This window comes from Streptomyces sp. NPDC001532, from assembly GCF_040298625.1.
In the GTDB taxonomy this organism is placed as follows: domain Bacteria; phylum Actinomycetota; class Actinomycetes; order Streptomycetales; family Streptomycetaceae; genus Streptomyces.
In genome coordinates, this window is sequence record NZ_JBEPAL010000034.1 from 52079 (window position 1) to 69745 (window position 17667).

17 protein-coding genes are annotated in these 17667 nt (G+C 73.9%); 6 read left to right on the plus strand and 11 right to left on the minus strand.

What is annotated here, in order from left to right:
- Positions 1-108 precede the first annotated feature (108 nt).
- From ABT232_RS27155 to ABT232_RS27165, 3 genes are all read right to left on the minus strand, one after another.
- Entirely contained in the window at positions 109-1701 is a 1593-nt protein-coding gene (locus ABT232_RS27155; protein WP_351844473.1) for an MFS transporter, read from the minus strand.
- Between the two features lie 282 nt (positions 1702-1983).
- Positions 1984-2466 (minus strand): MarR family winged helix-turn-helix transcriptional regulator, encoded by a 483-nt coding sequence (locus tag ABT232_RS27160; RefSeq protein ID WP_351844475.1) that lies wholly within the window; start codon positions 2464-2466, stop codon positions 1984-1986.
- 106 nt (positions 2467-2572) lie between these two features.
- The gene (locus ABT232_RS27165; protein ID WP_351844477.1) at positions 2573-3157 is read right to left on the minus strand and encodes an NADPH-dependent FMN reductase; all 585 of its coding nucleotides are present in this window, start codon (positions 3155-3157) and stop codon (positions 2573-2575) included.
- Positions 3158-3645: 488 nt separating this feature from the next.
- On the opposite strand from ABT232_RS27165, the gene ABT232_RS27170 reads away from it, so the two are divergent.
- The 4 genes from ABT232_RS27170 (at position 3646) to ABT232_RS27185 (ending at position 8109) form a co-directional block, all read left to right on the plus strand.
- Positions 3646-4266 (plus strand): L-threonylcarbamoyladenylate synthase, encoded by a 621-nt coding sequence (locus ABT232_RS27170; protein ID WP_351844479.1) that lies wholly within the window; start codon positions 3646-3648, stop codon positions 4264-4266.
- Between the two features lie 109 nt (positions 4267-4375).
- Positions 4376-5131 carry a dienelactone hydrolase family protein gene (locus ABT232_RS27175; RefSeq protein ID WP_351844481.1) on the plus strand — a complete coding sequence of 252 codons (756 nt, stop codon included), beginning with the start codon at positions 4376-4378 and terminating at the stop codon, positions 5129-5131.
- A 179-nt stretch (positions 5132-5310) separates the two neighbouring features.
- A complete protein-coding gene (locus ABT232_RS27180) occupies positions 5311-6513 on the plus strand; it encodes a glycoside hydrolase family 64 protein (protein WP_351844483.1) in 1203 nt (400 codons plus the stop codon).
- An 81-nt stretch (positions 6514-6594) separates the two neighbouring features.
- On the plus strand, positions 6595-8109 hold the full coding sequence (locus ABT232_RS27185) for a metallophosphoesterase family protein (RefSeq protein WP_351844485.1): 1515 nt from the start codon (positions 6595-6597) through the stop codon (positions 8107-8109).
- Positions 8110-8143: 34 nt separating this feature from the next.
- On the opposite strand, the gene ABT232_RS27190 is transcribed toward ABT232_RS27185, so the two are convergent.
- The 5 genes from ABT232_RS27190 to ABT232_RS27210 all read right to left on the minus strand — a co-directional run bounded on the left by ABT232_RS27190 (position 8144) and on the right by ABT232_RS27210 (position 12222).
- Positions 8144-9106: a TauD/TfdA dioxygenase family protein gene (locus tag ABT232_RS27190; protein ID WP_351844487.1), complete on the minus strand. Its 963-nt coding sequence runs from the start codon at positions 9104-9106 to the stop codon at positions 8144-8146.
- Positions 9107-9229: 123 nt separating this feature from the next.
- Positions 9230-10243 carry an alpha/beta hydrolase family protein gene (locus ABT232_RS27195; protein ID WP_351844489.1) on the minus strand — a complete coding sequence of 338 codons (1014 nt, stop codon included), beginning with the start codon at positions 10241-10243 and terminating at the stop codon, positions 9230-9232.
- Between the two features lie 309 nt (positions 10244-10552).
- On the minus strand, positions 10553-11020 hold the full coding sequence (locus tag ABT232_RS27200) for a peroxiredoxin (RefSeq protein ID WP_351844491.1): 468 nt from the start codon (positions 11018-11020) through the stop codon (positions 10553-10555).
- Positions 11017-11397 (minus strand): DoxX family protein, encoded by a 381-nt coding sequence (locus ABT232_RS27205; RefSeq protein WP_351844493.1) that lies wholly within the window; start codon positions 11395-11397, stop codon positions 11017-11019. Before ABT232_RS27205 ends, ABT232_RS27200 begins: the two co-directional genes overlap by 4 nt.
- A 78-nt stretch (positions 11398-11475) precedes the next feature.
- Positions 11476-12222 (minus strand): AraC family transcriptional regulator, encoded by a 747-nt coding sequence (locus ABT232_RS27210; RefSeq protein WP_351844495.1) that lies wholly within the window; start codon positions 12220-12222, stop codon positions 11476-11478.
- A 123-nt stretch (positions 12223-12345) separates the two neighbouring features.
- Between ABT232_RS27210 and ABT232_RS27215 the strand changes: the two genes are divergently transcribed.
- On the plus strand, positions 12346-13455 hold the full coding sequence (locus tag ABT232_RS27215) for an MFS transporter (RefSeq protein WP_351844497.1): 1110 nt from the start codon (positions 12346-12348) through the stop codon (positions 13453-13455).
- A gap of 55 nt (positions 13456-13510) precedes the next feature.
- On the opposite strand, the gene ABT232_RS27220 is transcribed toward ABT232_RS27215, so the two are convergent.
- From ABT232_RS27220 to ABT232_RS27230, 3 genes are read right to left on the minus strand one after another with little or no spacing between them, the layout of a single operon-like run.
- Complete coding sequence (locus ABT232_RS27220) at positions 13511-14017, minus strand: MarR family winged helix-turn-helix transcriptional regulator (RefSeq protein ID WP_351844499.1); 507 nt, start codon at positions 14015-14017, stop codon at positions 13511-13513.
- Positions 14018-14067: 50 nt separating this feature from the next.
- A complete protein-coding gene (locus tag ABT232_RS27225) occupies positions 14068-15126 on the minus strand; it encodes a FecCD family ABC transporter permease (protein WP_351844501.1) in 1059 nt (352 codons plus the stop codon).
- Positions 15123-16190: a FecCD family ABC transporter permease gene (locus ABT232_RS27230; RefSeq protein ID WP_351844503.1), complete on the minus strand. Its 1068-nt coding sequence runs from the start codon at positions 16188-16190 to the stop codon at positions 15123-15125. The genes ABT232_RS27225 and ABT232_RS27230 overlap by 4 nt, the downstream gene beginning before the upstream one ends.
- 145 nt (positions 16191-16335) lie before the next feature.
- Between ABT232_RS27230 and fes the strand changes: the two genes are divergently transcribed.
- Entirely contained in the window at positions 16336-17637 is a 1302-nt protein-coding gene (gene fes, locus ABT232_RS27235) for an enterochelin esterase (protein WP_351844505.1), read from the plus strand.
- Positions 17638-17667 lie beyond the last annotated feature (30 nt).

The window sequence follows — 17667 nt, forward strand, 5'->3', positions numbered from 1 at the left end:
CCTTCGGACGGTACCGCACCGGAGCCGTACCACCGACGCGGCGGCGGCGCCCCCGATGGCTCGGGGGCGCCGCCGCCCGTTCCCGACCTGCCGTCAGCTGCGGCGCGATCAGTGCCGCTTGGGCGCTCCGCCCTCGCGCAGCCCGGCGGCGGCCACGACCGCGCCGACGAGGCAGAGCACGCCGGTGACCACCACGGCCGAGTGCACGCCGTTCATGAAGGCCGCGCCGCTGCCCTCGACGACCGCCGCCCGCAGCTGGGCCGGCATGTCGCCGGAGACCGGGGCGACACCCATCGCCACCGCGTCCTTGGCCTCCTGGAGCTTCCCGGCCAGCGCGGCCGGAACGCCGGCGCCGGTGAGTTCGCCGTTCAGGGTCGAGCCGACCCTGGAGCTGATGACCGAGACCAGCACGGAGGTGCCGAGCGCGCCGCCGATCTGGAGCGTGGTGGCCTGAAGGCCGCCCGCCACACCGCCGTCCTGCACCGGGGCGTTGCCGACGATCGCGTCGGAGGAGGCGGAGAGCACCATGCCGACGCCGAGGCCGAGCGCGATGAACGGCGGCCACATGGTGGCGTAGGAGGAGTCGGTGGACCAGGTCAGCAGGCCGAAGCAGGCGGCGGCCTGGAGGAGCATGCCGAGCGGCATGGTGACGCGGGCGCCCAGCCGCTGGGTCAGGGCGGCGCCCAGCGGGGAGGCGACCAGGGAGGCCAGGCTCAGCGGCAGGGTGCGCACACCGGCCTCGACGGGGGTGTAGCCGCGCACGTTCTGCAGGTAGAGCATGACGAAGAAGATCACGCCGAGCAGCACGAAGAAGTTCAGCGCGGTGATGACGGCACCGACCGTCAGCGCGCGGTTGCGGAACAACCGCATCGGCAGCAGCGGGTGCTCGACTCGGGTCTCGTACCAGCCGAAGACGAGCAGGATCAGCACACCGGCGAGGACGGCGCCCAGGGTGCCGGCCGAGGTCCAGCCCCAGGTCTCGCCCTTGACCACGCCGAAGACGACGGCGAGCAGGCCGAGGGCGAGCAGGATCACGCCGGGGACGTCGAACCGGTGCCGCCCGGTGGAGTTCTTGGACTGCGGCAGCACCAGGGCGCTGAAGAGCAGCGCGACGACACCGATCGGCGCGTTGATGTAGAAGACCGACTCCCAGCTGACGTGCTCCACCAGCAGGCCGCCGACGATGGGGCCGAGGGCGGTGGAGACCGCCGAGACCATGGCCCAGATGCCGACCGCCATGCCGAACCTGCGCGGCGGGAAGACCGCGCGCAGCAGCCCGAGGGTGTTGGGCATCAGCAGGCCGCCGAAGACGCCCTGGAGGGCGCGGAAGACGATGACGCCCTCGATGGAGCCGGACAGGCCGATGGCGACCGAGGCGACGGTGAAGCCGACGACGCCGACGAGGTAGTAGGTGCGGCGGCCGAAGCGGTCGCCGAGCTTGCCGCCGAGGATGAGGGTGGCGGCGAGCGCGAGCAGGTAGGCGTTGGTCACCCACTGGAGTTCGGCGCTGGAGGCGTCGAGGTCCCGGCCGATCTCGGGGTTGGCGATCGCGACGACGGACGCGTCGAGCTGGACCATGAACAGGCCGAACGCGACGGCGCACAGGGTGAGCCAGGGGTTGGACCGCAGCCGGCCCTTGGCCGGCGTCCGCGGCGCGGTGGATTCGGGTACGCCGGAGTGGTCCACGGCGGTGGAGGGCATGGAGAAGCCTTGTCTGTTCGGGGTGTGCGGAGGTCTGTACGGGAGGTCTGCGCGAGGTGTGCGGAGGTCCGTACGGGGTGTGCGGACGTCCGTACGGGGTGTGCGGAGTCTGTGTGGAGCGGAGGAGTGCCGGCGCGCGCCGGGCCGGTGAGCGGCCTGTGCGGACCGTTGTCCGCCGTACGGGCACGCCGGTGGGCCGGTACGGCGGGCGGGAACCACGAACGCGGCGAAGGGCCGTCGGCCCGGTGCGCGGTGTCGCCCTCCCGGTGGGGAGGGCGGCCGTCAGCGGGTCGCGGCGGGCGCGGTGTGGAGGTGACGGGCCAGCGACGTGAGCGCGCCCGTGGCGGAACCGAGGGCGTCCAGTTCGCCGTCGGTGAGGGAGGCCAGCGCCTCGGCGAGGTGGGAGGTCTCCAGGGCGCGGACCTCGGCCAGACGGCGTCGGGAGGTCGCGGTGAGGTGGAGGTGGGCGACGCGCTTGTCGTCGCTGTCCGGCCGGCGCTCCAGCAGGCCTCGCTCGGTCAGCTGGGAGACCAGGGCGCTGACGTTGTTCGGCTTCATCAGCAGGGCCTCGGCGGCCTCGCGGACGGTGCAGCCCTCCTGCTGCGCGACGAAGCGCAGCAGCATCAGCTGGCCCTCCGGCGGCTTCGGGTGGGGGAAGTCCCCGCCGACCCGCCGGTCCAGTGCCCGGTACAGCGCGGGCAGGCCGGCCGCGAGCTCGGAGGCCACGCGGTCGATGCGCTGGGCGGCTGCGCTGGTGTCGGGCATGACAGAAAGAATAGGTATCGCTTCATACCTAAGTCAAACCGGCGGGGACAAGGACGAGGACAGGGCAGGGCCGCGAACAGAGGAGCAGGCGCAGGCGCAGGCCGTGTCAGCCCTCCAGGACGGCGCTCTGCAACGGGATCAGCGGCGTGCCGACCATCCGCAGCTCGTCCAGCATCTTCTTCGCCGAGGCCTCGATCGTGCCGCTGCTGCGGAACGCCCCCTCCGCGTCGATGTGCCGGTCGACGAACGGGACCGACACCGCGTCGGCGACCGGCACCATCCGCAGCACCCCCACCACCTGCCGGAGCTGCTGGACCGCGCGCAGCCCCCCGGAGACACCGCCGAACGACACGAAACTCACCGCCTTGTACCACCACTCGCGGTTCAGGTGGTCGAGGGCGTTCTTCAGCGCGGCCGGGTAGCCGTCGTTGTACTCGGGCGTGACCAGCACGAACGCGTTGGCGCGCCGTACCCGGGCGCTCCACCGCCGGGTGTGCTCATGGACGTACTCACCGGCCGACGGACCGTGCGGCTCGTGGCAGAGCGGCAGATCCACCTCGGCCAGGTCGACGACCTCGACCTCGAAGCCGCCGTGCGTGCGGGCGGTTTCGGCGATCCAGGCACCCACCGAGGCACCGGCCTCGGAGGGACGCGTGCCGGCGACGATGATCTGCAGGACGGGCTTGGACACGAGAACTCCGTATCGGTCTCGGAACGGACGGTCGGTGGGGTCGTCGTCGTGGGGTCGTCGTCGTGGGGTCGTCGTCGTGGGGTCGTCGTCTCGGGGGCGTCGTCGTCGGGTCGTCGTCGTGGCGTCGTCCCGGACGACGATCGTGCGGAGCGCGCTCGGGTGACCCTCGAGCCGCGCTGGAGCGGGACCGCGTGACACTGACGATCGGGACCTCCTCGACGACGTTGACGGCGACGCTGACGGCGACAACGCCGGTGGTGGCGACGGTGCCGGTGACGGCGCGGTGCCGCGTCGTCGCCGGCCTGTCGTAGCAGAGCACCGGCGGGGTGATCTCCGGGGCGCCGTCCCACGGACCGGACTCCGTGCAGTCGGCGAGGCCGCTGGCGGAAGTCGGCCACCGCGGCGGGCCGGGCGCCCGTCGGCGTCGCGGACCGGCCTGAGCGCCCGGCCTGAGCGCCCGGCCGGACAGCACGGCATAAGCTCGGCGGATGGCGAAGTACTACGACGTGCACCCTGACAACCCCCAGCCGCGCACCATCACGCAGATCGCCGACGGCATCCGCTCGGGTGCGCTCATCGCGTACCCCACGGACTCGTGCTATGCGCTGGGCTGCCGGATCGGCAGCCGGGACGGGGTGGACCGGATCCGTTCCATCCGCCGGCTCGACGACCGGCACCACTTCACGCTGGTGTGCGAGGACTTCGCACAGCTCGGCCAGTTCGTCCGGGTGGACAAGGACGTCTTCCGTGCGATCAAGGCGTCCACGCCCGGCAGTTACACCTTCATCCTGCCCGCGACGAAGGAGGTGCCGCGCGCCCTGATGCACCCCAAGAAGAAGACCGTCGGCGTGCGCATCCCCGACCATGTCGTCACCCAGTCCCTCCTCGCCGAACTGGGCGAGCCGCTGCTGTCGAGCACCCTGCTGCTGCCCGACGAGGAGGAGCCGCTGACCCAGGGCTGGGAGATCAAGGACCGGCTCGACCACGTGGTGGACGCGGTGGTCGACTCCGGCGAGTGCGGCACCGAGCCGACGACGGTGATCGACTTCTCGGGCGGCGAGGCGGAGATCGTCCGGCGCGGAGCGGGTGACACCACCCGGTTCGAGTAGCCGCGGGGGCGGTCGCGGCGGCGCGGTCGCACCGTGCCACGATGGCCGTCACGGGGCCCGTCGGGCCGACGGGCCCTCTCCCGGCATCGCAGAGAGGCGCACGCACATCATGACCGCCGTACAGGGAACCGCCGTCGACATCCGCACCGAGGACGGCACCGCCGACGCCTATCTCGTCCACCCGCGCGACGGCGGCCCCCGTCCGGCCGTGCTGCTCTTCATGGACGCCTTCGGGCTGCGGCCGGGGCTGCGGTCGATGGCCGACCGGCTGGCCGCCGCCGGATACACGGTCCTGGTGCCCAACGCGTTCTACCGCGTCGGGCGGGCCCCGGTCGTGGAGCTGCCCGAGTTCATCGACGACGCGTCACGGCCGGAGCTGTTCCGGCACATCGGCCCGCTGATCCACCAGCTCACCCCGGAGCCGGCCATGCGGGACGCCGACGCCTGGCTGCGGTACCTCGCTGACTGCCCGGCCGCGGCGGACGGCCCGGTCGCGCTGGTCGGTTACTGCATGGGCGCCCGGCTCGCACTGTACGCGGCGGGCAGTCACCCGGAGCGGGTCGCGGCGGTCGCAGGGTTCCACGGGGCCCGGCTCGCGGACGACACGCCGGACAGCCCGCACCTGCTCGCCGACCGCATCACCGCCGAGCTGTACTTCGGGCACGCCGACGACGACCCGGCCCTGCCGCCGGAGCAGATCGAGCGGCTGGAGAAGGCGCTGACCGAGGCCGGGGTCCGGCACCGCTGCGAGGTCTACGCGGGCGCGGAGCACGGCTTCACGCAGGCGGACACGGCCGCCTACCACGCGGAGGGCGACCGGCGGCACTGGGCGGCGCTGCTCGATCTGCTCGACCGTACGTTCTGAGGTACCCGCACCTGCGTCACGCGTTCCGTCGCGTCCCATGCATTGACATGTGCGCGACGCCGCGCGAATCTGAGAGCGCTCTCAGAGCTGGTCCGGACCAACCCCCACTCCCTGCCGCAAGCGCTCCCCGCGCACCCGGTCCAGCCACTCCCCACAGCACTCCCCCACGGAGGTGACGCATGCTCGCATCCCTCAGACACCGCCGGTTGTCAGCCGCGGCCGTCGCCGCGGCCCTGCTCGGTGCCCTGCTCGGCCTCGGAGCACCGCAGACCGCCGAGGCCGCGGTACCCGCGACCATCCCCTTGAAGATCACCAACAACTCGGGCCGCGGCGACGCGATCCACCTCTACGTCCTCGGCACCTCGCTGACGACCGGTCAGCAGGGCTGGGCCGACGCCGCCGGCACCTTCCACCCGTGGCCGGCCGGCAACGTCCCGCCCGTGCCGGCCCCGGACGCCTCGATCCCCGGCCCCGCCGCCGGCCAGTCGAAGACCATCCAGATACCCAAGCTCTCCGGCCGCATCTACTTCTCCTACGGCCGCAAGCTCGACTTCCGGCTCGCCACCGGCGGCCTGGTGCAGCCGGCCGTGCAGAACCCGAGCGACCCGAACCACGACATCCTGTTCAACTGGTCCGAGTACACGCTGAACGACTCCGGGCTGTGGCTCAACAGCACCCAGGTCGACATGTTCTCGGCGCCGTACGCGGTCGGCGTGCAGCGCGCCGACGGGTCCACGGCGAGCACCGGGCGGCTCAACGCGGGCGGCTACAACGGGGTGTTCGCCGCGCTGCGGGCCCAGTCCGGCGGCTGGGGCGGGCTGATCCAGACGCGCTCCGACGGCACCGTGCTGCGGGCCCTCTCCCCGGCGCACGGCGTGGGCACCGGGAAGATCCCGGCGTCCGTGATGGACGACTACATCAACCGCGTGTGGCAGAAGTACGCGACGACACCGCTGACGGTCACACCGTTCGCGGACCGGCCGGAGATCAAGTACACGGGCCGGGTGTCGGGCGGCGTCATGAACTTCACCAACACGTCCGGGGCGGTCGTGACCAGCTTCCAGAAGCCGGACGCCGACAGCGTCTTCGGCTGCCACAAGCTCCTGGACGCGCCCAACGACCAGGTGCGCGGACCGATCTCCCGCACCCTGTGCGCGGGCTTCAACCGGTCCACGCTGCTCACCAACCCCAACCAGCCGGACACCTCGTCGGCCGCGTTCTACAAGGACGGCGTGACCAACCACTACGCGCGGGTCATCCATGAGCGGATGGCCGACGGGAAGGCGTACGCGTTCGCCTTCGACGACGTCGGTCACCACGAGTCGCTGGTCCACGACGGCAGCCCGCGGCAGGCCTATCTGACGCTCGATCCGTTCAGCTGACCGATCCGGCGCACGGCGGCGCGAGACCGGGGCCGGACCCCATCTCGCGCCGTTCCGATCATTCGACCATACGATGCATGGGTGTCTGAATCCTCACGTGAAACCGCCGCGGGAGCCGGCTGGGGCGCGACCGAACCCGGCACGTACGCGCGTCTCGTGCCGAACCGGGTCGAGAAGCTGTCGTGGCTCAGTCCGAGGACGATGTGGCCCGCCCGCAACGGGACGCTGGCGTCCTGGTTCGGCGATCCCACCGGCCGCACCCGCCGCCGCTGGGTGGCGCAGCGGACGGCGGCCGGGGCGCCCGCGGACAAGGTGATCCGGCGCGACGACCCGGACCACTTCTCGTTCCTGGTCGCCGGCGACACCGGGGAGGGCACCGAGCCGCAGTACGCGGTGGTGCCCGGCCTGCTCGAGGCGGGCCGGGACACGCGGTTCGCGATCATCGCCAGCGACGTCATCTACCCGGTCGGCAGCGCAGGCGACTACGGCGACAAGTTCTTCCGCCCCTACCAGGACTACCAGGCACCGATCTACGCCGTCCCCGGCAACCACGACTGGTACGAGGACCTGGACGGCTTCATGCGCGTCTTCTGCGACGACGCCCCGCCGCTGCCGCCCGAGCCCCGGCCGCGCCCGTTCACCCGCGCCTGGCTGCGCTCCCTGCTCTGGCACCGGCCGGAGCCGATCGACGAGGCACGCCTCGCCGAGGCCCGCGAGCTGCGCTCCGCGCCCGCTCAGCAGGCCTCCCAGCCGGGCCCCTACTGGGCGATCGACGCCGGGCCGGTGCGGATCGTCGGCATCGACACCGGACTGCTGGGCACGATCGACGCCGAGCAGGGGGCGTGGCTGCGGGAGGTCTCCCGCGACCCGCGCCCCAAGGTCCTCATCACCGGACGGCCGCTGTACGTCGACGGGCAGCACCATCCCTGCGCCATCGAGGGCGGAGGCACGGTCGACGAGATCGTCCGGGACCCCGCGCACCGCTACGTCGCGGCGATCGGCGGCGACATCCACAACTACCAGCGCTATCCCGTGCGGGTGGACGGGGAGGACGGGGACCGGACCATCCAGTACGTCGTCTCGGGCGGCGGCGGGGCGTTCACGCACGCCACCCACACCATCCCGCGGGTGGAGGTGGCGAACGTGGCCGAGGACGACTTCCGCTGCTACCCGCTGCGCGGTGACTCCCTGGCCTTCTACAGCGCCCTCTACGGCCGCCGGTTGCGCCTGCGCCGCTTCTTCCGCCTCACCGAGGACGAGGCCACGGCCGTCGTCGCCGAGCGGCTCGGCATCCGCCCGGCCCGCGCGCCCGGCGCACCGGTCCGCGTCACCCGCCGCATGCGCCTGGTCGCCACCCTGCTCGGCACCGACCGCCGCCCCGAGCGCGGGACCCGCGTACGCCTTCCGGTGCGCCGGATGTACACCGACCTCCTCTCCCCCGGCTCGGTCACCTACAGCCCGCCGTTCTTCAAGTCCTTCCTCCGTGTCGACGTCACCCCGGTCTCCCTGCGCATCCGCTGCCACGCGGCGACCGGCAACCGCGCCCAGGAGACCGAACCGCCGGTGGAGGACGAGGTGACGATCCCGCTGGTCTGAGTCCGCCGTACCGCGCCCGGCGGCCCCGGCTCGCTCACCAGCGGCCCGGCTCGCTCCCGGTGATCGCCCGGGACGGGGTGCCGTCCACGCCGACCGGGACGTCACCGGCGAGCATCACCCGGTGCATGGTGCGGGGGAAGTCGAGGTGTGCGTTGTCGCTCGGAGCGAGGTGGATGGTGGCGCGGTTGTCCCAGAAGGCGACGCTGCCGGGCTCCCAGCGGAAGCGGACGGTGTACTCGGGGCGGGTGGCCTGCTCCAGCAGCAGCTCCAGCAGGTGGGCGCTCTCCGCGCGGGAGACGTCGGCGATCTGCTCGACGTAGTAGCCGTTGACGTACAGGATCCGCTCGCCCGTCTCCGGGTGGACGCGCACCAGCGGGTGGACGGTGGCGATCTGGTGGTCCAGGAGGTGGCGGACGTAGGCGTCGTCGCCGGGGCGCGGCTGGTAGCCGACGCCCAGGCGGTGCTCGGCGCGCAGGCCGGACACGAAGTCCCGGACGGGCGCGGAGAGTCCGGCGTAGGCCGCCGCCAGGTTGGACCAGGTGGTGTCGCCGCCGTACGGCGGTACGGTCTCGGCGCGCAGGATCGTCGCGGCGGGCGGGTCGACACGGGCGCCGTGGTCGCAGTGCCAGCCGCGCAGCAGGGTGTGCCGGCGGCGGCTCAGCCACTCGTCGTGGTCCATCCCGAACCGGCCGCCGAGCTCCAGCCGGTCGGCGGTCGTCTCGATCTCGGGGACGTCCGGCGGCGACGCCGAGCCGCGCCGCCGTGGCACCACCGGTGCACCGAAGCGGCGGGCGAACGCGACATGGGCCGCGTGGTCCAGCTTCTGGTCGCGGAAGAACACCACCTTCCAGCGCAGCACCGCCGCCCGGATCGCCGCGACCTGGGTGTCGTCGAGGTCGTCTGCCAGGTCGACACCGGTGATCTCGGCGCCGATGTGCCCGGCGACCGGGTTCACCTCGACCCCCGCGGTCCGCCGGCTGGTCCTGTCCGTGGTCATACACGCTCCGTCGGTCGTCCGTATCGGTTCCGGGGGAGATCGTGTCAGCGTTCGCCGGTGGTGGCGACAGGGCCCCGGAGGCGGGGTGGTGGGTGTCGGAGGGCGCGGGCCGATGGGCCTGCGTCAGGTCAGGTGGCGGTCGAAGAACTCCATGGTGGTGTCCATGGAGTCCCGCCAGCGGAAGGAGAACGTGTGTCCCTCGCCCGGGTAGGTGTCCAGCCGGACGTCCTTGCCCGCCGCCTCGAACGCGGCGGCGGTCTGCCGCGACCACTTCGGCGGGCAGGTGTCGTCGGCTGTGCCGTGGTGGATCAGCAGCGGCTCGGTGACCCGGTCGACGTAGGTGAGGGGCGAGACCTCCCGCCAGAACTCCGGGTCGCTCTCGGGGGTGCCGTGGGCGGCCTCGATCTCGGCGACGACCGGGTCGCCGTCGGGACGCTGGAAGCGGTCGATGTTCTCCGCCGGACGGCCGCTGACCGGGGCGTACACCACCGCGGCGTCGACCAGGCCGGGCGCGACGACCAGCGTGTTGTAGACGACCCCGCCGCCCATCGACCGCCCGAGCAGGCCGATCCGCTCGCCGTCGATCTCCGGGCGGCCTGCGGAGCGCAGGGCCTTGACGGCGGCGATGACGTCCTCGGTGTAGCCGAGACGGAGGCCGACGTCGTTGCCGGGGTCGTCGTCGGAGCGGGCGTGGTTGCGGTAGTCGGTGTGCAGGACGGCGTAGCCGTTGCGGGCCAGCAGGTCCTGCTCGCGGGTGAGTCCGCGGCCGGTGGTGTAGACGGCGGGGTCGATGTAGCCGTGCGCCAGGACGAGGGCGGGGAAGGGACCGTCGCCCTCGGGGATGTTCAGCAGGCCCGAGATGGTCAGTCCGTTCGCCTCGTAGGTGATGGCGTACGAGGTGTAGGCGTCGGTGCGGGCCAGGACGGTACCGAGCCGGAGGCCAAAGCCGTGGTGCTCGCGGGCGACGAGACCGGGGATCGAGACCGGGTCGGGCGGTTGCGGGGTGGCGCTGGGCCGGGTGCCGGCGGGCGCCGCCGTCGCGGTGGGGCGGGGGGCGGCACCGTCCTCGTCCGCGCAGCCGACGGCGGCCGTCAGGAGCAGACAGACGGTGACGCAGGCCTTGGCGGGCAGCCGCATGGCATCCAGTATCGCGCCGGGCCGGGGGCCGTGCCGTGCGGAGCCGTGCTGTCCGTCTCGTGCCCCGCCGTGCCGTGCGGAGCCGTGCTGTTCCGTCTCGTGCCGTGCCGTGCGGAGCCGTGCTGTCCGTCTCGTGCCCCGCCGTGCCGTGCGGAGCCGTGCTGTTCCGTCTCGTGCCCCGCCGTGCCGTGCGGAGCCGTGCTTTCCGTCTCGTGCCCCGCCGTGCCGTGCGGAGCCGTGCTCTCCGTCTCGTGCCGTGCCGTCCGGCGAGGTCACCGGGCGGCACGGCCGGGGCGCCGCCGTCCGGGGTCAGCCCCGGTGGGCGCGGAGGGCGGCGAGGGCGCGGTCGGCGTGGGTGTTCATGCGCAGTTCGCTGTGGACGGCCTCCAGGACCGTGCGGTCCTGCCCGATGACGAACGTGACCCGCTTGGTCGGCGCCAGCGAGAAGCCGCGCTTGACCCCGAAGCGTTCACGCACGGCGCCGTCGGTGTCGGACAGCAGCGGGATGCCGAGGGTGTGCCGGCCGGCGAACTCCTGCTGGCGTTCGACGGAGTCGCCGCTGACGCCGACCGGCCGGGCGCCGACGGCGGCGAACTCGGCGGCCAGGTCACGGAAGTGGCAGGCCTCCGCGGTGCAGCCGGGGGTGAGGGCGGCGGGGTAGAAGAACAGCACCACCGGTCCTTCGGCGAGGTATCCGGTCAGACTGCGGAGGGCGCCGGTCTCGTCGGGCAGCTCGAAGTCGTCGACGCGGTCGCCGACGGCCGGGCGGCCGCTCATGAGCGTCCCTCCGCGTTCTTGGCGACGCTGCGGGCCCACAGCACGAGGGGCACCTGGAGCGGCAGTCGTCCGTAGGCGGCGGCCTTGAGGTGGGTGGGGCGGTTGCGCCAGTCGACGGCCATCTTCACGTTGGCGGGGAACACGCCGACGAAGAAGGCGGCGGTGGCCAGGGCGGCGGCCTTGCGGGTCTTCGGCAGTGCCAGTCCCGCGGCGAGCGCGAGTTCGGCGACTCCGCTGGCCTGCGTCCACGCCCTCGGCTCGCCCGGCAGGGAGCGCGGGACGATGGCGTCGAACTGGCGTGGCGCCGCGAAGTGGGCGGCGCCGGCGACGGCCAGGAGGCCGGCGAGCAGCAGGGGCGAGCGTTCGGACCGGGACACGGTTCCTCCTCGGTGGGGGCTGCCGCCGGATGCTACCGGACGGTAATGCGCGGGCCGCCGCCGCCCCGGCTCCCGGTTTCAGGCCGGGCGGTGGTGGCTGCCGGGGGTGTGGCCGAAGGAGCGCCGGAAGACCTCGATGAAGGCGCTGGCGGAGGACCAGCCGCAGCGGTGGGCGACGGTGGTGACGGGCAGGCCGTCGGCGAGCATCCGCAGCGCGTGGTAGAGCCGGGACTGGGTGCGCCACTGCGGGAAGGTCATGCCGAACTCGCTGCGGAACAGGCGGCTGAGGGTGCGTTCGCCGGTGCCGGTGGCGGCGCCGAGGGCGGCGAGGGTGCGGGGTTCGGCGGGGTCGGCGTGCGCCAGGGCGCAGACGGCGGCCAGCCGTGGGTCGGCGGGAGTGGGCAGGACGAGGGGGTGCTGCGGGGAGGCGCGCAGTTGGTCGCGCAGCACGGCGAGCAGCCGCCGGCGTTCGGGGCCGGTGTCCTCGGGGTCGCGGGTGTAGGCGCGGATGAGTTCGCGCAGCAGCGGGCCGACGGTGAGCACGGTGGGGGCGTCGAGGCCGAGCGGGTTGTCGTCGGCGGGCAGTCCGACGAGGTGCAACTCCAGGGCGCCGTGGGCGCGGTGGGCGTGGACGGTGCCGGCGGGCACCCAGATGGCGCGGGTGCCGGGTGCGAACCAGGTGCCGGCGTCGGTGGTGACGGCGAGAACGCCGGAGCCGGCGTAGACGATCTGGTGGTCGTCGTGCCGGTGCGCGTCGATGTGGTCGCCGGCGGCCAGCCGCTGGGCTCGGGTGGGCGCGGTCGGCGTATGGCGGATGTCCGGCACGATCGGGCAGTTTATCGAAAGCGCGACAGGGCCGGCGGCGGTGAGGATCGCCGGGTGACCGAACAAGAGACCGTGCGACCGGCTGGACCACCGGCTTCCTCCCGCTCCCGCCCGATCGCGCTGATGTCCCTGGGGCACGCCTGTGTGGACGTCTACCAGGGCGCCGTCGCCGCGCTGGTGCCGTACTTCGTCGCCGAGCGGGCCTACACCTATGCCGCCGCCTCGGGTGTCGTGCTGGCCGCGTCCCTGCTGTCGTCGGTGGTGCAGCCGCTGTTCGGGGCACTCACCGACCGGTGGGCGCTGCCGTGGCTGCTGCCGCTCGCGGCCCTGGCGGGCGGTGCCGGGGTGGCGCTGAGCGGCCTCGGGGACTCGTACGCGGCCACGCTGGCGGCGGTCGCGCTGTCGGGGGTGGGCGTCGCCGCCTATCACCCGGAGGCCGCCCGGCTGGCCCGGCTGGCGGCGCGGGGCAGCCATACGGCGATGGGCTGGTTCTCGCTCGGCGGCAACCTCGGTTTCGCGCTCGCTCCGCTGCTGGTCTGGGCGGTCGTCGCCACCGGCGGTCTGAGGGCCACTCCCCTGCTGGCGGCTCCGGCGCTGGCCGGGGCGGTGCTGTGCGCGGCGGCACTGCGCCCGGTGGGCGGCAGGGCGCGGGCGGAGGCCCGTGCCGGAGCGAGCGGCGGCGGCAGCCGGGACGACTGGCCGTCGTTCCTGCGGCTGTCGGGCGCGGTGGTGTGCCGCTCGGTGGTGTTCCTGGGTCTGAGCACCTTCGTCGCCCTGTACGTCCGCCAGCGCACCGACGGCGGTGAAGTCGCCGGTACGGCCGCCCTGTTGGTGCTGTACGCCGGGGGCGCGGCAGGGACGGTGGCCGGGGGCCGGCTCGCCGGGCGGTACGGGCGGCCCGCGGTGCTGCGGTGGTCGTACGCGCTGACCGTGCCCGCGGTGGCCGGGGTGATCTGGGTGCCGGGCCCGGCGGTGTACGCGTTCGTCGCGCTCGCCTCGGCCGGACTGTACGTGCCGTTCGCCCTGCACATCACGCTCGGACAGGACTACCTGCCGGGACGGATGGGCACCGCGAGCGGGGTCACGCTGGGGCTGACCATGAGCGTCGGAGGCCTCGCCACACCGGCACTGGGCGCGCTGGCCGACGCGACGTCCCTGCGACTCGCCCTGCTCCCGCTGATCGCGCTGCCCGCCCTAGGTGTCCTGCTGCTGCGCGGGCTGACCGAGCCGTGAGGCGGGCGGGGAGGCAGCGGGAGCCCGGCAGCCGGTCCCAGGACCCATGGTCCGGTCAGTCCGTCGGCCTCGGTTCCGGCTCCTCCTCGGCGGCGTGGGCCAGGAAGTCGTCGACCATGCGGTGGAACAGTGTCGCCAGTCGGCCCAGGTCCTCGGGCGACCAGTGGGCGAGGGCCAGCTGTATGCCGCGGGCGCCCGCCTGCCGGATCCGGTCGATGGCCCGCCGGCCCGCCTCGGTGAGCCGGATGCGCTGGGCGCGCCGGTCGTCGGGGTCGGGGACGCGGGTGACGTATCCGGCCTTCTCGAGCTGCTGCACGGTGCGGGTGACGTGCGAGGCCTCGACACCGAGCCGCTGGGCCAGCTCTCCGGGGCGCAGCGGCTCGGTGTCGGCGATCTGGCGCAGCAGCGCCACGGCGGCACGGTCCAGTGGGACGTCGGCGACGGCCATCAGCCGCTCGTGCTGCCGGGCGCGGGTGCCGAGGTAGGTGACGCGGCTGAACGCACGCTCGATCTCGGCGACTTCGGGGGACGCGGGGACGTCGGGGAGCGGCGGGGTGGGCATGGCCTCGATTTTACCATCTCATTGCCTGACTCAAGTAAGTGGCGCCGGGGTCACACCCGCCCCGACCGGCGCTCCCCGCGCAGCAGCCAGGCCAGATACACACCGCCCGCCACACCGGTCATGACACCGACCGGGAGCAGCGCCGAGCCGGTGACGCGCTGGGTGACCAGGTCGGCCGAGGCCACGAGCAGCGCGCCCGTCCAGGCGGCGGGCAGGACGTTGGGTCCCGGCGCGCGGCTGATCCGGCGGGCCAGCTGCGGGGCGGCCATGGCGACGAACGGGATCGGGCCGGCCGCGGCCACCGCCATCGCGGTCAGTCCGGTGCCCGCGCACAGCAGCACCAGCCGGCTGCGCTCGGGCGCCACCCCGAGCGCGGCGGCGGTGTCGTCGCCCATCTCCAGCAGCCCGAGCCGGCGGGCGTACCCGAGCACGACAGGGACCAGGGCGATCAGGCCGAGCGCGGCGATGCGTACGTCGGTCCAGTCGCGGGCGTTGAGCGAGCCGATCATCCAGCTCGCCGCCTGGGCCGCCTTGCCGATGTCGGCGCGCACGTACAGGTAGCTGGTCGCCGCGCCGAGCACGGCGGAGGCGCCGATGCCGACCAGCACCAGCCGGTAGCCCTGCACGCCCCGCTGCCACGCCAGCAGATAGACGGCGGCCGCGGTGGCGAAGCCGCCGCACACCGCGCCGAGCGCCGTCTGGGCGGCACCGGCGTCGAGCAGGATGATCGCGACCAGCGCGCCCGCGGAGGCGCCGTTGCCGAAGCCGGTGATGTCGGGGCTGCCCAGCGGATTGCGGGTGATCGACTGGAACACCGCGCCCGCCATGCCCATCGCGAAGCCGACCAGCAGCGCGACCAGGGCGCGGGGCAGCCGCAGGTCCAGCACGATGAACTCGGCGCCGGGCGGCCCGTCTCCGGTGAAGGTGGCGAGGACCTCGGCGGGCGACAGCGCGTAGCCGCCGGTGCCGAGCGTCAGCACCGTGACACAGGCGGCCAGGAGCGCGAGGGCCGCGCAGACCAGCAGGGCGCGGGGGTCGTACCGCAGCGACCAGCGGCCGGTGCGCAGCAGGCCCGGCCGGGTGACGGGGCGGTCGTCGGTGAGGGTCACAGCCGGGCCGCCTTGCGTCGCCGCACCAGGTGGATGAAGAGCAGGCCGCCGAGGAAGGCGGTGACCGTGCCGACCTCGATCTCGGAGGGCGGCACGACGATCCGGCCGATGACGTCCGAGACGAGCAGCAGCACCGGGGCGTAGAGCGCGCAGTAGGGCAGCAGCCAGCGAGGGTCGGGGCCGCAGAAGGTGCGGGCCGCGTGCGGAACCATCAGGCCGATGAAGCCGATCGGGCCGCACAGGGCGGTGGCGCCGCCGCACAGCAGCGTGACGGCGAGCAGCGACAGGGCGCGGGTGCGCCGGACGTCGGCGCCGAGGGCGCGGGCGTGGTCCTCGCCCAGGGAGAGCGCGCCGAGCGGGCGGGCCAGCGCGAACGCGAGGAGCGCGCCGCCGGCCAGCAGCGGCAGTGCGGTCCGGAGCAGGTCGATGTCGCGTCCGGCGAGGGTGCCCACCGACCAGTGGCGCATCTCGTCGAGGGTGCTCAGCCGCCACAGCTGGAGGCCGTTGACGTAGCCGAACAGGGCGGCGTTGACGGCGGTTCCGGCGAGCGCGAGGCGTACCGGGGTGGCGTGCCGGGCGCCGCCGAGGGCGTGCACGACGGCTCCGGCGACGCCCGCGCCGGCCAGCGCGAACCACAGGTAGCCGGTGAACGAGGTGATGCCGAGGACGCCGATCGCGGTGACGACGGCGGCGGCGGCACCCGCGTTGACGCCGAGCAGGCCGGGGTCGCCGAGCGGATTGCGGGTCAGGGTCTGCATGACGGCGCCGGCGAGGCCGAGGGCGGCACCCACGGCGATGCCGATGAGGGTGCGGGGCACTCTCAGCTCCCGCACGATCGCGTCGTTCTCGGTGCCGGCCGGGGAGAGCAGCGCCGACCGGATCTGGTCGAGCGGGATGTGCTGGGTGCCGACGGCCAGGGAGAGGGCGATCGCGGCGGCCAGCAGCAGCAGCCCGAGCAGCAGCCCTGCCGTCCGTACGGCGGCCCGGCCACGGGACTTCAGCGTCCCGCCGCCCTCGTCGGGTGGGGCTTCGGGGCCGGGGAGGTGACATATTCCGATCGACATGTGGTTAGCTTAGGCTACCCTTACCGAGGTTGTTGACGATCTCGTCGACAACAGCTCTGTGCCTGCCCTGTTCGCCTGCCCCCGCGCCCTGTTGACGCCGGGAGCCGGGCCCGGACGGCGGGTGGCCGGTGACGAAAGAGGAGAGATGGCAGTCCTGGAGTCCGCCCATGACGTGCGGCCGGTGCGCGTCACCGGTCCGCGGGTCGCCCGCCTCGTGGACCGTCTCGCCGTCGCCGACGACACCCGGCGCGCGGCGCTCACCGCCGAGTTCTGGGACGAGGTGGAGCGCCTGGGCACCCCGCTCGTCGAGGAGTTGGCGGACGAGCCCGGCCACCGGGCCGTCACCTTCCTGTGGCGCGGACACCGCGCCACCCGGCAGGTGCTGCTGTTCGCCAACCGGCTCGCCGACCGCGAACACCTCGCCGGTTCCCTGCTGGAGCACGTGCCCGGCACCGATGTGTGGCACCTGGGGCTGCGGCTGCGCGCCGACCACCGCGGGTCCTACCGGATGGCCGCCGACATCTCCCCCAAGGAGCCGCCCACCGACCCCCACCTGCTCCAGCGGCGGCTCAGGTCCCTGACCGCGCACGCCACCTCCGACCCGCTCAACAGCCGTACCATCCCGACCCGTTGGCAGTCCGTCGCCGGATCGGTCTTCGCCCTGCCGGACGCCCCGGCCGAGCGCTGGGCCGGGCGGCGCGGCCGGGTGCCGGCGGGCCGGGTGGAACGGCACCGGGTGCCCACCGCGGCGCTCGGCGGCGAGCGCGACACCTGGATGTACCTGCCGCCGGGCGACACCGGGGCGCCGCTGCCGGTCGTCGTGCTCTGCGACGGCGACATGTGGTTCGGGCGGCTCGGGTTCGGCGACACCCTGGACGCGCTGATCGCCGACCGGGCGCTGCCGCCGGTCGCCGTGCTCGCGCCGGACGCCGTGGACCGGCACGCCCGCTGGGCGGAACTCGGCGCCCGCGAACCGTTCCTGTCGTTCCTCGCCGACGAACTGCTCCCCTGGGCCGCGGCCCGCCGGCCACTGACCACCGACCCGGCGCGGACCGTCGTCGCGGGCCAGAGCCTGGGCGGAGTGACCGCCCTGTCCGCGGCCCTGAAGCGACCGGACCGCTTCGGGAACGTCCTCGCCCAGTCCGCCTCCCTGTGGTGGCGGCCCGGACTGCCGCCGGTGCACGGCCCCAAGCCACCGGTGTTCGGCAGGCCCTGGCTGGTCGACCGCTTCTCGGCGGCGGGGCCGCTCCCGGTCACCGTGCACCTGGACGTCGGCCTGCACGAGGGGCCCATGGTCGAGCACCACCGGGCGCTGTTCTCGGCGCTGCGCTCCACCTGCGCCCAGGCGACCTACCGCGAGTTCAACGGCGGCCACGACTACGCCTGCTGGCACGGCGCCCTCGCCGACGGCCTGGTGCGGCTGCTGGGCGCCGGCACCGCGCCGTGACGCGACGCGCCCCGGCACCGCCACCCCCGA

What these genes read in the sequence shown, in the direction of transcription:
- ABT232_RS27155 (WP_351844473.1), bottom strand. Translation starts at nt 1,701, where the DNA reads ATGCCCTCCACCGCCGTGGACCACTCCGGCGTACCCGAATCCACCGCG.
- ABT232_RS27160 (WP_351844475.1), bottom strand. Translation starts at nt 2,466, where the DNA reads ATGCCCGACACCAGCGCAGCCGCCCAGCGCATCGACCGCGTGGCCTCC.
- ABT232_RS27170 (WP_351844479.1), top strand. Translation starts at nt 3,646, where the DNA reads ATGGCGAAGTACTACGACGTGCACCCTGACAACCCCCAGCCGCGCACC.
- ABT232_RS27175 (WP_351844481.1), top strand. Translation starts at nt 4,376, where the DNA reads ATGACCGCCGTACAGGGAACCGCCGTCGACATCCGCACCGAGGACGGC.
- ABT232_RS27180 (WP_351844483.1), top strand. Translation starts at nt 5,311, where the DNA reads ATGCTCGCATCCCTCAGACACCGCCGGTTGTCAGCCGCGGCCGTCGCC.
- ABT232_RS27190 (WP_351844487.1), bottom strand. Translation starts at nt 9,106, where the DNA reads ATGACCACGGACAGGACCAGCCGGCGGACCGCGGGGGTCGAGGTGAAC.
- ABT232_RS27195 (WP_351844489.1), bottom strand. Translation starts at nt 10,243, where the DNA reads ATGCGGCTGCCCGCCAAGGCCTGCGTCACCGTCTGTCTGCTCCTGACG.
- ABT232_RS27200 (WP_351844491.1), bottom strand. Translation starts at nt 11,020, where the DNA reads ATGAGCGGCCGCCCGGCCGTCGGCGACCGCGTCGACGACTTCGAGCTG.
- ABT232_RS27215 (WP_351844497.1), top strand. Translation starts at nt 12,346, where the DNA reads ATGTCCCTGGGGCACGCCTGTGTGGACGTCTACCAGGGCGCCGTCGCC.
- ABT232_RS27220 (WP_351844499.1), bottom strand. Translation starts at nt 14,017, where the DNA reads ATGCCCACCCCGCCGCTCCCCGACGTCCCCGCGTCCCCCGAAGTCGCC.
- ABT232_RS27230 (WP_351844503.1), bottom strand. Translation starts at nt 16,190, where the DNA reads ATGTCGATCGGAATATGTCACCTCCCCGGCCCCGAAGCCCCACCCGAC.
- fes (WP_351844505.1), top strand. Translation starts at nt 16,336, where the DNA reads ATGGCAGTCCTGGAGTCCGCCCATGACGTGCGGCCGGTGCGCGTCACC.